Genomic DNA, 12,519 nt, shown 5'->3' with positions numbered 1-12,519 from the left:
TGGATGTGAAAGAAGGTCGAGGGGATGTTGGCGGATAAAACAGAACGGGCTGGATTTGACGCAACAACGTGAACGCCCATCCCGGATGGCGGCTTAAACCGCCTTATCCGGGCTACCGGCCCGTAGCCGGTAGCGGCCCCGTAGCCCCGGTAAGGCGTCAGCCGCCACCGGGGGAAAGCGCGCTGGCTGACATTAATCCACGTACTTCATGGATACCCGTGAAGTCAGGCGCGTAATAAGTTCGTAAGCACTTACTTTTGTAATTTCGGCAATCCGCTCGACGGGGAGGCCTTCGCCCCACAGCACGACCGCGTCGCCAGCGTGGTCCTGTGCTTCAGGCCCGAGATCGACGCAAATCATATCCATCGCCACGCGTCCGACAATCGGCACTTCCCGGCCGTTAACCAGTACCGGCGTGCCGGACGGCGCGGCGCGCGGATAGCCGTCACCGTAGCCCATCGCCACAACGCCTAAACGCGTATCACGCTCGCTGACCCAGGTTCCGCCGTAGCCCACCGGCTCGCCGGCTTTATGCTCGCGGACCGCGATCAGGCTGGAGGTCAGAGACATCACCGGCTGGCAGCCAAAATCCGCGCCGGTGGATCCACCGTCGAGCGGTGATACGCCGTAGAGAATAATCCCCGGACGCGCCCAGTCGAAGTGCGACTGCGGCCATAGCAATATACCGCCGGATGCGGCGATTGAGCGCAGCCCCGGTTTCCCTTCCGTGAAGGTGGTAAAGATATCCAGCTGACGTTCGGTCGCGCCGCACTCAGGCTCATCCGCACGGGCAAAATGGCTCACGATATTGACCGGCTGGCGGACGTTTTTACACTGGCTCAGGCGCTGATAAAAGGCTTCAGCCTGTTCGGGCAGAACGCCTAATCGATGCATCCCGGTGTCCAGCTTCATCCATACGGTTACCGGCTCGGGTAAATCCGCTTCCTCCAGCGCAGCCAGCTGCTCCGGGCTGTGTACCGCCGTGTGCAGGCGCTGGGCGGAGATCACCGGCAGGTCGGCGGCCTCAAAGAATCCCTCCAGCAGCAGGATCGGCTGGGCGATACCGCCCGCGCGCAGGCGCAGGGCTTCTTCAAGACGGGCGACGCCAAAAGCATCGGCGTCCGGGAGCGTTCGCGCGGTCTCAAGAAGACCGTGTCCGTAGGCGTTCGCTTTCACCACCGCAACCAGTTTGCTGGCGGGCGCCAGTTCACGCAGACGTTGCAGGTTGTGTCGCAGAGCGCGGCGGTTAATGACTACAGTTGCCGCTTGCATTTGAATTCCTTAATAAAAGAATCTCCTAAATCCTTCGTGTTGCAGGAAGGCGACAAGCCTGAGAATCCCCGGGAGCTTAGTAAACTAAGTGACCGGGATGAACAGGCGTAGTCAACGCACCTGCGGCAAGAAGGATGACGGAGATTTATTCGTCGTCGTATTGTGGCCCAGCATAATTATCAAAACGCGACCACTGACCGTTAAACGTCAGGCGCACCGTCCCGATAGGGCCGTTACGCTGTTTACCAATAATAATTTCAGCGATGCCTTTTAAATCACTGTTTTCGTGATAAACCTCATCACGGTAGATAAACATGATTAAGTCGGCGTCCTGCTCGATGGAGCCGGACTCACGCAGGTCGGAGTTGACCGGGCGCTTATCCGCGCGCTGTTCCAGCGAGCGGTTAAGCTGCGACAGCGCCACCACCGGCACCTGTAGCTCCTTCGCCAGCGCCTTGAGCGAGCGGGAAATTTCGGCGATTTCCAGCGTACGGTTATCGGAGAGCGACGGCACGCGCATCAGCTGCAGGTAGTCGATCATAATAAGACCGATGCCGCCGTGCTCGCGGGCGATGCGCCGCGCGCGGGAGCGCACTTCGGTTGGCGTCAGGCCGGAGGAGTCATCAATATAGATGTTACGTTTTTCCAGCAGAATTCCCATGGTGCCGGAAATGCGCGCCCAGTCTTCATCATCCAGCTGGCCGGTACGAATGCGGGTCTGGTCAACGCGCGACAGCGAGGCCAGAGAACGCATCATAATCTGCTCCGAGGGCATCTCGAGACTGAAGATGAGTACCGGCTTATCCTGCAGCATCGCCGCGTTTTCCACGAGGTTCATCGCAAAAGTCGTCTTACCCATTGACGGACGCGCGGCGACAATAATCAGGTCCGACGGCTGAAGACCGGCGGTTTTTTTATTGAGATCGTCATAGCCGGTATTCACCCCGGTGACGCCGTCATGCGGCTGCTGGAAGAGCTGTTCAATACGCGCCACGGTAGCGTCGAGCACGTCGGCGATATTCTTCGGCCCCTCGTCTTTATTCGCGCGGCTTTCGGCAATTTTAAACACCCGGGATTCGGCGAGGTCGAGCAGATCTTCGCTGGTGCGGCCCTGGGGATCGAAACCGGCCTCGGCGATTTCATTCGCCACGGAGATCATTTCGCGTACCACCGCACGTTCGCGGACGATATCGGCATAAGCGCTGATGTTCGCCGCACTTGGCGTATTTTTCGATAATTCCGCCAGGTAGGCGAAGCCGCCGACGCTGTCCAGCTGCCCCTGACGCTCCAGCGATTCGGCGAGCGTAATCAGGTCAATCGGGCTGCCCGATTCCTGCAGGCGCGCCATTTCGGTGAAAATATGGCGATGCGGACGGGTATAAAAATCTTCCGAAACAACCCGCTCGGCAACATCGTCCCAGCGTTCGTTATCCAGCATTAAACCGCCCAACACCGACTGTTCCGCTTCAATCGAGTGCGGCGGGACCTTCAACCCATCGAGCTGATAATCACGCTCGCGGGGTTCAGTCTGTGGTTTGTTGAAGGGTTTATTTCCTGCCATAGTGAATGGAGTTACCGAGATAGTGAATGGGTCGAAAGATTACCACATTTCTGGAGGAAGCATGGCAACACGAATTGAATTTCACCAGCACGGAGGGCCTGATGTTCTGCAAGCGCTGGAGTTCACGCCGAAAGATCCCGCAGAGCACGAAATTCAGGTAGAGAATAAGGCCATCGGCATCAACTACATTGATACCTATATCCGCAGCGGCCTCTACCCGCCCCCGTCATTGCCGAGCGGTCTGGGTACCGAAGCCGCTGGCGTAGTAAGCAAAGTCGGCAGCGGCGTGAAACATATCAAAGCCGGCGATCGGGTGGTCTACGCGCAATCGGCGCTGGGAGCCTATAGCACCGTCCACAACGTGCCCGCGGATAAGGCCGCCATTTTGCCGGACGCGATCTCTTTCGAGCAGGCGGCGGCCTCATTCCTGAAAGGGCTCACGGTCTATTACCTGCTGCGGAAAACCTACGAGATCAAAGCGGGCGAGCCGTTCTTATTTCATGCGGCGGCCGGCGGCGTCGGGCTCATCGCCTGTCAGTGGGCCAAAGCGCTGGGCGCGAAGCTGATCGGTACCGTCGGCAGCGCGCAAAAAGCTGAACGCGCCAAACAGGCCGGCGCCTGGCAGATCATTAACTATCGCGAAGAGAATATCGTCGAGCGCCTGAAAGAGATCACCGACGGTAAGAAAGTCCACGTGGTTTATGATTCCGTCGGGAAAGATACCTGGGAAGCCTCCCTTGACTGCCTGCAGCGTCGGGGGCTGATGGTGAGCTTCGGCAACTCCTCCGGCCCGGTGACCGGCGTCAATCTCGGGATCCTCAATCAAAAAGGTTCGCTGTACGTCACCCGCCCTTCTCTGCAGGGCTATATCACCACGCGTGAAGAGCTGACGGAAGCCAGCAACGAGCTGTTTTCGCTGATCGCCAGCGGCGTGATAAAAGTGGATGTCGCGGAGAGCCAAAAATATGCGTTAACCGACGCCAGACGCGCACATGAGGTGCTGGAAAGCCGGGCGACGCAGGGTTCAAGTTTGCTCTTGCCGTAATGGCCGGAGCACTAAAGTTTAGGGCTTCCACATGGGAAGCCCTTACTTTTTTTGTTCGGCTGTATGTAGGGTACAGCACGATGAATTCGTTAACCCGCTAATAGTGACAGATTTAATAAGCAAAGCCTACGCTGTTTTATGCAAAAATCTTCAGGTTGTGACATACCGCTCAATACCTTAGTAGCGCCAGCGGTTATTAGCGCGATAACGGTTGTCGGTTGGTGATTTTATCGCCCGAATCACCCAAACCACAACAACGGCCAGCAGCAGCCACGGCAGCAGTTTAATCATTAACGCAAACAGACCGCCGACAAACATCAGCGCGGTCGCGACCACAATCGCGGCAATAATACCCAGCAGTGAAATGCCGGTGACCAATAACATGACAAAAAAGCCAATAACGAATAAGAGTTCCAGCATCGTCTTTCCCCTAAAGAAATTTTATCTACCTTACCGGATATTACAAAAATCGTGCCAAATATAACCTATTGAATAATAACAAAAACGCCCGGCACGATACGTGCAGGGCGTGGTGAATTTGACCAGGTTTTAGTGAAAAACTAACGCTTGTCGGCAACCAGTTTCAGCGCCTGTTCCAGCACGTTGATGTCCGCCCCGGCTTTATGCGCATTTTCGCTCAGATAGCGACGCCACTGGCGCGCGCCGGGGATCCCCTGAAACAGCCCGAGCATATGGCGCGTTACGTGCCCCAGATAAGTACCGTTGCTAAGCTCGCGTTCGATATAGGGATACATCGCCCGGACCACGGAAACCGGGTCAGCATCGACGCCTTCCACGCCGAAAATTTCCCGATCCACCGACGCCAGAATGCCTGGATTCTGATAGGCCTCACGGCCCACCATTACGCCGTCCATATGCGCAAGATGTTGTTTTGCTTCTTCCAGCGACTTAATGCCGCCGTTAATCGCCATCGTCAGATGCGGAAAATCACGCTTCAGCTGGTAAACGCGCGGATAGTCAAGCGGCGGGATCTCGCGGTTCTCTTTAGGGCTCAGCCCCGAAAGCCACGCTTTGCGCGCATGGATGATAAACATCTCGCACTCGCCTTTCCCGGATACCGTTTCGATAAAATCACACAGAAACCCGTAGCTGTCCTGGTCGTCAATGCCGATACGGGTTTTCACCGTGACCGGGATCGACACGACGTCGCGCATGGCTTTAATACAGTCTGCCACCAGCTGCGCGTTCCCCATCAGGCAGGCGCCGAACATACCGTTCTGCACGCGATCGGACGGGCAGCCAACGTTCAGGTTAATTTCATCGTAGCCGCGCGCCTGCGCCAGCTTCGCGCAGTGTGCCAGCGCAGCCGGATCGCTGCCGCCGAGCTGCAGGGCGACCGGATGCTCTTCTTCGCTGTAGGCCAGATAGTCGCCCTTGCCGTGAATAATCGCACCGGTGGTCACCATTTCGGTGTACAGCAGCGTGTGGCGCGACAGCTGACGCAGAAAATAACGGCAGTGTCTGTCGGTCCAGTCGAGCATCGGCGCGATGGAAAAACGGTGAGCGGCGAAAGCAGTAGGCGTTGAATCTGACATCATGGCGAATAAATAAGCATCCGGGTAAAAAGGGGCGCTACTATAGCACAAAGATAAACCACTGACGCATAGCGTCAGCGCTCACCTTTTTTATCCCGCAATAAACGCTATATTTTCCGTGGCTTCCCGTCGTGAGGGCCAAAAAACTGCGGCGGATGGTCAACCCAGCGATCCTGTCGCGTGGCGGCATAGCCGGGGTTAAGCGGGTAGTAGATGCGATTAAATTTCTTATTTGCCTCGCCAACGACTAACAGGCGAACCTCCTGCTCGGTGTTATTGAGGAAGGTGTGGCAAATGCCGGTTCCGGCAGGAAAGCCGACGCTATCCCCCGGCTCCAGCTTCCAGAGATAGCCGTTAATCCACACTTCCGGATAGCCTTCCAGCACGTAGATAAACTCTTCTTCGTCGCTCTCCGCATGCGGATAAGAGGTTCGGCGTCCGGGCGGTAGACGCTCATGGTGGATCCCCAGGCGATTCAGCCGCAGGCCCCGCGCCAGCGGCGCGCCGATGGAGAAAAGCTCAGTACTGTCGGGATAGGTGGAATCATCCACGCCTTCCAGTTCACGCCAGTGTCGAATGCAGTCAGGTCGTTTCATCGTTTTCTCCCGAAAATGAGATGCATCAGGTATAGCATAAGGTGGCAAGGTTGAGCGACCCCAGGAGCGCGGCTGGGACGAATTGGCGCAGCCAGCGCGCAGGTAACGTGAAGTGTGACGGGTATAGCCCGCCGGGTCTCGGCGTTTTACCGGTATCGTGATAAAGTAACAGTTTCAGATTCACGCAACCAGAGGACGCTCATGGATAAGACCACTTCGCAACAAATGTTAGCGCATGCTGAAAAGCTGTGCGCGCAGCGTGGCGTGCGCCTGACCCCGCAGCGCCTTGAAGTATTGCGTTTGATGAGCCTGCAGCAAGGGGCAATCAGCGCCTACGACCTGCTCGATCTCCTTCGTGAAAAAGAGCCTCAGGCGAAACCGCCGACGGTGTACCGGGCGCTGGAGTTTTTACTCGAGCAAGGGTTCGTGCATAAGGTGGAATCCACCAATAGCTATGTGCTGTGTCACCTTTTCGATCAGCCGACCCACAGCTCGGCGATGTTTATCTGCGACCGCTGCGGCGGCGTCAAAGAAGAGTGTGCGGAAGGCGTCGAAGATATTATGCATACGCTGGCGGCAAGAATGGGATTCGCCCTGCGCCACAACGTCATTGAGGCTCACGGCCTGTGCGCCGCCTGCGTCGAGGTTGAATCCTGCAGTACGCCGGGCCACTGCCACCACGACCATACCATCCAGATCAAAAAGAAAGCCCGCTGAGGCGTTAGCCGCAGCGGGAATCAAGGGTGTATACCCGTCATACTTCAAGTTGCATGTGCGTTGGCTTTGTTACTCGGCTCATCCCTGAGCCTCGCCCTTCGGGCCGCCGGGATACGGCGTTCAAATCTGTTCCAGACAGATTTGTCGCTCACCCCAGTCACTTACTGGAGTAAGCTCCTGGGGATTCTCTGCGTTGCCGCGTTACTCGGCCTGCGGCCTCGCCCCTCCGGGGCCAGCGCAAGCGCTGTTCAAAGCACGAGTGCCTTGTCCTGCAACTCGAATTATTTAGGGTATAAATCGTTAGAGCAGGCAATAGTAAGGGGTTAAAACACGGCGTTTTCGCTACCAGCGATAGTCGTTTTTGGTTTCCCAGTCGGTCACTTCTTTCTCTGCCTGGTCTTTGGCGTAACCGTAACGTTCCTGAATTCTGCCCACCAGCTGGTCGCGTTTGCCTTCAATGACGGTCATGTCATCGTCGGTCAGCTTGCCCCATTTTTCCTTCGCTTTACCTTTGAACTGTTTCCAGTTACCGCCGATTTCGTCTTTATTCATCATGCATTCCTCATCGTTCGGTTATCGTTCGGTGAATGAACAGCCCGCTGTGTGCCGGACATGACTTAACTATAGATGAGTATTCTGAGTAAGATTTATTATTCGGAATCTTTAACCATCATATGCACCAAATGCATTACGAAAACCAGGTTCCGCGCTGCCAGTGGCGCCGCCAGATAACCGCCAGAGAAACGCCGCGCAGAGCGAGAAAGACCGTCAGCGCCAGCCACAGTCCGTGGTTGCCGAGCGTCGGTACCGTCAGCAGCGTCAGGGCAAACCCCGCCGCCGCTACCGCCATGCTGTTGCGCATCTCCGCCCCCCGCGTCGCGCCGATAAACATTCCGTCCAGCAGGTAGCACCAGACGCCAATGACCGGCAGTATCATCTGCCAGACCAGATAGCGGTCGGCCAGCTGCTGCAGCGAAGGCAGTGAGGTCAGCAAAGCGATAATCTGCTCACCGGCAAGGCCGTAAATCAGCGCAAACGCCAGCGCTACCATCCCTGACTGGCGGCAGGCCGCGTGCCAGACGGCAAGCAGTTGGCTGTCGTCGCGCGCGCCGTAGGCCTGCCCGGAGTGCGCCTCAACGGCGTAGGCAAAACCGTCCAGCGCATAGGCGGTAAAGGTCAGCATCGTCATGAGGACCGCATTGACCGCGACGACATCGGCGCCAAGGCGGGCGCCAAATACCGTCACCGCCCCGAAGCAGAGCTGTAGCAGCAGCGAGCGCAGCATGATGTCGCGATTCAGCGCCAGCAGGCGGCGTATATCTCCGCGCCAGGCGTTTTTCAGCATCGACAGGGAAACGCCGCGCAGCGCCAGCACGCGTCTCGCCATCAGCAGGCCAATAAAGAAAGTGACGTATTCTGCGGTGACCGTCGCCAGCGCCGCCCCCTGCACGTTCATATGCAGGCCCATCACCAGCCATAAATCGAGCACGATGTTGAGGACGTTGCCGACCACCAGCAGGATCACCGGCGCTCTGGCGTACTGCACGCCCAGCAGCCAGCCCAGCAGGACCAGATTCGCCAGCGATGCCGGCGCGCTTAGCCAGCGGAGCTCCAGGAAGCGTCTGGCCTGTTCGAGCACGGCTTCGCTACCGCCGACAATATGCAGCGCCAGGTCGATTAACGGCATCCGTAAGAGCACAATCGCCGCCCCGGCGGCCAGCGCCAGGCCCAGAGGCTGTACCAGCGCACGCGCCAGCCGCTGCGGATCTTTTGCGCCAAACGCCTGCGCCGTCAGTCCGGTGGTACTCATTCGCAGGAACAACAGCAGCATAAAGAGGAAGCTGGTCGCCGTTGCGCCAACCGCCACGCCCCCCAGATAAACCGGGCTGTCGAGGTGGCCAATAACGGCGGTATCCACCAGCCCCAGCAGCGGAACGGTGATATTGGAGAAGATCATGGGCAGCGCTAAGCGCCACAGGGCTTTGTCGGCGGCGTTAAAAAGCATGGAGAAAGAGCCCAAATGAGGAAAAACGGCGCAGCATCATGCATCAGGTGATGATGCCGCGAGGTGAAGAGATTACTGCCAGTTGCCGTTGCGGATAACGCCAACGGCCAGGCCTTCAATAGTGAAGCTTTGCTCGCGAAGGTCCACCACGATCGGCGAGAATTCGCTGTTTTCCGGCAGCAGTTCAACGACGTTACCCTGCTTTTTCAGTCGCTTCACGGTAACTTCTTCGTCGATGCGCGCCACAACCACCTGGCCATTGCGCACATCCTGCGTTTTATGGACGGCCAGCAGGTCGCCATCAAGAATACCGATGTCTTTCATCGACATCCCGCTAACGCGCAGCAGAAAATCCGCATTCGGCTTAAACATAGCCGGATCGACCTGATAGTGACCTTCAATGTGCTGCTGGGCCAGCAGCGGCTCACCCGCCGCGACGCGGCCAATAAGCGGCAGACCCGTTTCTTCTTCCGTCAGCAGACGAATACCGCGTGAGGCGCCGGAAACGATCTCGATTGCGCCTTTACGCGCCAGCGCTTTCAGGTGTTCTTCCGCCGCGTTTGGGGAACGGAACCCCAAGCGCTGAGCAATCTCCGCACGCGTCGGCGGCATGCCCGTCTGGCTGATATGATCCCGAATGAGATCAAACACCTCTTGCTGCCTGGTCGTTAACGCTTTCATTCCGCCCCCTGGGTGTATATACAGTTATGCTGTGAGTATATACAGCTAACGGTGATTTTGGAACCACATTTCACACAAAAATCAGGAGTTTCTTTCCGTTTTGCGAGCCGCTACGCCAGGAGTTAGCGGTAGTTTGCCCATAAAAGCGTTCCCCACGCGATCAGCGCGATGATGATCGCCAGCAATACCGCCGCCGATCCCATGTCTTTCGCTCGCCCCGACAGCTCGTGATGTTCAGGGCCAATACGGTCAACAACCGCCTCAATCGCGCTATTGATAATTTCAACTATCATCACTAGCAGGACCGAGCTAATCAACAGCACCCGGGTGATGGCATCGACGTCTAACCAGCAGGCGATCGCCACGGCAACAACGGCCGCGATGCCTTCCTGACGAAAGGCGGCCTCGTTGACCCACGCCGCCCGGAATCCTTTCCAGGAATACCCTGCCGCTTTAATAATTCGGGTTAACCCAGTGGTATTATTGGCCATCAAACAAACCTTTTTATGTAAATGACGTCAATGAGTGTACGCGTTTGCCGCGTTACAACGGAAATTTTGCGCACTTTCTGTTATTCTTGCGGCGCATTTGCATGATTAACCAGAGGCTTCACATCGTCTATGTCTGGCTGGCAACGAATTTACTATAAATTACTGAATTTACCATTAAGGGCGCTGGTAAAAAGCAAGTCGATTCCGGCACAACCTGCTCAGGAATTAGGCCTGGATACCTCGCGTCCCATTATGTATGTCCTGCCCTACAATTCGAAGGCGGACCTGCTGACGCTGCGCGCGCAATGTCTGGAACATGAGTTACCGGACCCGCTGGAGCCGCTCGAGATCGACGGCGGCCTGCTTCCGCGCTACGTATTTATCCACGGCGGACCGCGCGTGTTTACCTATTACACGCCGAAAGAAGAGTCTATCAAGCTCTTTCACGACTATCTGGATTTGCACCGCAACCATCCCGATCTTGACGTGCAGATGGTGCCGGTTTCGGTGATGTTCGGTCGCGCGCCGGGGCGTGAAAAAGGCGAGGTGAACCCGCCGCTGCGCATGCTCAACGGCATTCAGAAATTCTTCGCCGTTCTGTGGCTGGGCCGCGACAGCTTTGTCCGTTTCTCGCCTTCGGTCTCGCTGCGTAAGATGGCGGACGAACACGGTACCGATAAAACCATCGCCCAGAAGCTGGCCCGCGTGGCGCGCATGCACTTCGCCCGTCAGCGTCTGGCGGCGGTCGGCCCGCGCCTGCCCGCGCGCCAGGATCTGTTTAATAAACTGCTGGCGTCGAAAGCCATTGCCCGTGCGGTAGAAGACGAAGCCCGCAGCAAGAAAATTTCTCATGAAAAGGCGCAGCAAAACGCTATCGCCCTGATGGAAGAGATCGCCGCAAACTTCTCCTATGAGATGATTCGCCTGACCGACCGCGTGCTGGGCTTTACCTGGAACCGGCTGTATCAGGGCATTAACGTGCATAACGCCGAGCGCGTGCGCCAGCTGGCGCATGAAGGCCACGAGATCGTTTATGTCCCGTGCCACCGCAGCCATATGGACTATCTGCTGCTCTCTTACGTCATTTATCATCAGGGCCTGGTGCCGCCGCATATCGCCGCCGGTATCAACCTGAACTTCTGGCCCGCCGGTCCGATCTTCCGTCGCGGCGGCGCGTTCTTTATTCGCCGTACGTTCAAGGGCAATAAGCTCTACTCAACCGTATTCCGCGAATATCTCGGCGAGCTGTTCAGCCGCGGCTATTCGGTGGAGTATTTCGTTGAAGGCGGGCGTTCGCGTACCGGACGCCTGCTGGATCCGAAAACCGGCACCCTGTCGATGACCATTCAGGCGATGCTGCGCGGCGGTAATCGCCCCATCACCCTGGTGCCGATTTACATCGGCTACGAGCACGTGATGGAGGTCGGTACCTACGCCAAAGAGCTACGCGGTGCGACGAAAGAGAAAGAGAGCCTGCCGCAGATGCTGCGCGGCTTGAGCAAGCTGCGAAATCTCGGCCAGGGCTACGTTAACTTCGGCGAACCCCTGCCGCTGATGGCCTATCTGAACCAGCATGTGCCGGACTGGCGCGAGTCTATCGACCCTATCGAAGCGGTTCGCCCTTCCTGGCTGACCCCGACGGTGAATAATATCGCCTCGGATCTGATGGTGCGCATCAATAATGCCGGCGCGGCTAACGCCATGAACCTGTGCTGTACCGCGCTTCTGGCATCGCGTCAGCGTTCACTGACCCGCGAGCAGCTCACCGAGCAGCTGGAGTGCTATCTCGCCCTGCTGCGCAACGTGCCATATTCAGCGGATGCGACCACGCCTGCGGCTTCGGCCAGCGAGCTGATTGACCACGCGCTGCAGATGAACAAGTTCGAAGTCGAGAAAGATACCATTGGCGATATCATCATTCTGCCGCGCGAGCAGGCCGTCCTGATGACCTACTACCGCAACAACATCGCCCATATGCTGGTGATGCCGTCGCTGTTAGCCGCCATCGTCACTCAGCATCGTCGTATTACCCGTGCCGAAATCCTGCGTCACGTCGAGATGTTCTATCCGTTCCTGAAGGCCGAGCTGTTCCTGCGCTGGGAAAAAGCGGAGCTGGCGGGCGTCGTCGATGCGCTGATCGCTGAGATGCAGCGTCAGGGCCTCATCGCCCTGAACGACGCTGAGGTGAGCGTCAATCCGTCTCATGCCCGTTCTCTGCAGCTGCTGGCCGCAGGCGCGCGCGAAACGCTGCAGCGCTACGCCATTACCTTCTGGCTGCTGAGCGCTAACCCGTCAATCAACCGCAGTTCGCTGGAGAAAGAGAGCCGCACCGTGGCGCAGCGCCTGTCCGTTCTGCACGGCATCAACGCGCCGGAGTTCTTCGATAAGGCGGTGTTCAGCACGCTGGTGCTGACCCTGCGTGACGAAGGCTATATCAGCGATACCGGGGACGCCGAGCCGGAAGAGACGTTGAAGATCTACCGCATGCTGGCGGATCTGATTACTTCGGATGTGCGATTAACGATTGAAAGCGTTACCCAGGATGAAGCGTAACGTTTAAAGAAATGTCCCGGCCTGCGCCGGGCTACCGGACCC

12 protein-coding genes are annotated in these 12,519 nt (G+C 57.4%); 3 read left to right on the top strand and 9 right to left on the bottom strand.

The features are described from left to right. Positions 1 to 192 precede the first annotated feature (192 nt). Both alr and dnaB read right to left on the bottom strand, forming a co-directional pair. Positions 193 to 1,272 (bottom strand): alanine racemase, encoded by a 1,080-nt coding sequence (alr, locus tag CDA56_RS03060; protein WP_032747492.1) that lies wholly within the window; start codon positions 1,270 to 1,272, stop codon positions 193 to 195. A gap of 145 nt (positions 1,273 to 1,417) precedes the next feature. Next, positions 1,418 to 2,833, bottom strand: coding sequence for a replicative DNA helicase (gene dnaB, locus CDA56_RS03055; RefSeq protein WP_004097788.1), 1,416 nt, complete (start codon positions 2,831 to 2,833; stop codon positions 1,418 to 1,420). 61 nt (positions 2,834 to 2,894) lie between these two features. Between dnaB and CDA56_RS03050 the strand changes: the two genes are divergently transcribed. Continuing rightward, entirely contained in the window at positions 2,895 to 3,878 is a 984-nt protein-coding gene (locus CDA56_RS03050; protein ID WP_014227544.1) for a quinone oxidoreductase, read from the top strand. 177 nt (positions 3,879 to 4,055) lie between these two features. Here CDA56_RS03050 and pspG read toward each other — a convergent pair whose 3' ends face one another. From pspG to CDA56_RS03035, 3 genes are all read right to left on the bottom strand, one after another. Further along, positions 4,056 to 4,298 (bottom strand): envelope stress response protein PspG, encoded by a 243-nt coding sequence (gene pspG / locus CDA56_RS03045; RefSeq protein WP_014227543.1) that lies wholly within the window; start codon positions 4,296 to 4,298, stop codon positions 4,056 to 4,058. A 140-nt stretch (positions 4,299 to 4,438) separates the two neighbouring features. Continuing rightward, positions 4,439 to 5,434 (bottom strand): tRNA dihydrouridine(20/20a) synthase DusA, encoded by a 996-nt coding sequence (gene dusA / locus CDA56_RS03040; protein ID WP_032750020.1) that lies wholly within the window; start codon positions 5,432 to 5,434, stop codon positions 4,439 to 4,441. A gap of 107 nt (positions 5,435 to 5,541) precedes the next feature. Then, on the bottom strand, positions 5,542 to 6,030 hold the full coding sequence (locus CDA56_RS03035) for a cupin domain-containing protein (RefSeq protein ID WP_014227541.1): 489 nt from the start codon (positions 6,028 to 6,030) through the stop codon (positions 5,542 to 5,544). A gap of 201 nt (positions 6,031 to 6,231) precedes the next feature. On the opposite strand from CDA56_RS03035, the gene zur reads away from it, so the two are divergent. After that, positions 6,232 to 6,747: a zinc uptake transcriptional repressor Zur gene (zur, locus tag CDA56_RS03030; RefSeq protein ID WP_004097781.1), complete on the top strand. Its 516-nt coding sequence runs from the start codon at positions 6,232 to 6,234 to the stop codon at positions 6,745 to 6,747. Positions 6,748 to 7,089: 342 nt separating this feature from the next. Here the strand turns inward: zur and CDA56_RS03020 are convergent, their stop codons facing one another. The 4 genes from CDA56_RS03020 to CDA56_RS03005 form a co-directional block, all read right to left on the bottom strand. Then, a complete protein-coding gene (locus CDA56_RS03020) occupies positions 7,090 to 7,299 on the bottom strand; it encodes a CsbD family protein (RefSeq protein ID WP_004137568.1) in 210 nt (69 codons plus the stop codon). Positions 7,300 to 7,435: 136 nt separating this feature from the next. Beyond that, positions 7,436 to 8,752 carry an MATE family efflux transporter DinF gene (gene dinF, locus CDA56_RS03015; protein WP_049083110.1) on the bottom strand — a complete coding sequence of 439 codons (1,317 nt, stop codon included), beginning with the start codon at positions 8,750 to 8,752 and terminating at the stop codon, positions 7,436 to 7,438. Positions 8,753 to 8,824: 72 nt separating this feature from the next. After that, complete coding sequence (lexA, locus tag CDA56_RS03010; protein WP_004097774.1) at positions 8,825 to 9,433, bottom strand: transcriptional repressor LexA; 609 nt, start codon at positions 9,431 to 9,433, stop codon at positions 8,825 to 8,827. Positions 9,434 to 9,555: 122 nt separating this feature from the next. After that, entirely contained in the window at positions 9,556 to 9,924 is a 369-nt protein-coding gene (locus tag CDA56_RS03005) for a diacylglycerol kinase (protein WP_014227539.1), read from the bottom strand. 129 nt (positions 9,925 to 10,053) lie between these two features. Between CDA56_RS03005 and plsB the strand changes: the two genes are divergently transcribed. Beyond that, on the top strand, positions 10,054 to 12,477 hold the full coding sequence (gene plsB, locus CDA56_RS03000) for a glycerol-3-phosphate 1-O-acyltransferase PlsB (protein WP_102803504.1): 2,424 nt from the start codon (positions 10,054 to 10,056) through the stop codon (positions 12,475 to 12,477). Positions 12,478 to 12,519: the final 42 nt, after the last annotated feature.

This window comes from Klebsiella michiganensis, assembly GCF_002925905.1.
GTDB lineage: Bacteria > Pseudomonadota > Gammaproteobacteria > Enterobacterales > Enterobacteriaceae > Klebsiella > Klebsiella michiganensis.
The sequence above is the reverse complement of the archived record's forward strand: the minus strand, read 5'-3'. Positions and strand labels throughout refer to the sequence as shown.

Excerpts from the sequence above, each read along its gene's own strand:
- zur (WP_004097781.1), top strand. The coding sequence starts at position 6,232 with ATGGATAAGACCACTTCGCAACAAATGTTAGCGCATGCTGAAAAGCTG.
- dinF (WP_049083110.1), bottom strand. The coding sequence starts at position 8,752 with ATGCTTTTTAACGCCGCCGACAAAGCCCTGTGGCGCTTAGCGCTGCCC.
- plsB (WP_102803504.1), top strand. The coding sequence starts at position 10,054 with ATGTCTGGCTGGCAACGAATTTACTATAAATTACTGAATTTACCATTA.
- lexA (WP_004097774.1), bottom strand. The coding sequence starts at position 9,433 with ATGAAAGCGTTAACGACCAGGCAGCAAGAGGTGTTTGATCTCATTCGG.
- CDA56_RS03050 (WP_014227544.1), top strand. The coding sequence starts at position 2,895 with ATGGCAACACGAATTGAATTTCACCAGCACGGAGGGCCTGATGTTCTG.
- CDA56_RS03035 (WP_014227541.1), bottom strand. The coding sequence starts at position 6,030 with ATGAAACGACCTGACTGCATTCGACACTGGCGTGAACTGGAAGGCGTG.
- dusA (WP_032750020.1), bottom strand. The coding sequence starts at position 5,434 with ATGTCAGATTCAACGCCTACTGCTTTCGCCGCTCACCGTTTTTCCATC.
- CDA56_RS03020 (WP_004137568.1), bottom strand. The coding sequence starts at position 7,299 with ATGAATAAAGACGAAATCGGCGGTAACTGGAAACAGTTCAAAGGTAAA.
- alr (WP_032747492.1), bottom strand. The coding sequence starts at position 1,272 with ATGCAAGCGGCAACTGTAGTCATTAACCGCCGCGCTCTGCGACACAAC.
- CDA56_RS03005 (WP_014227539.1), bottom strand. The coding sequence starts at position 9,924 with ATGGCCAATAATACCACTGGGTTAACCCGAATTATTAAAGCGGCAGGG.
- dnaB (WP_004097788.1), bottom strand. The coding sequence starts at position 2,833 with ATGGCAGGAAATAAACCCTTCAACAAACCACAGACTGAACCCCGCGAG.
- pspG (WP_014227543.1), bottom strand. The coding sequence starts at position 4,298 with ATGCTGGAACTCTTATTCGTTATTGGCTTTTTTGTCATGTTATTGGTC.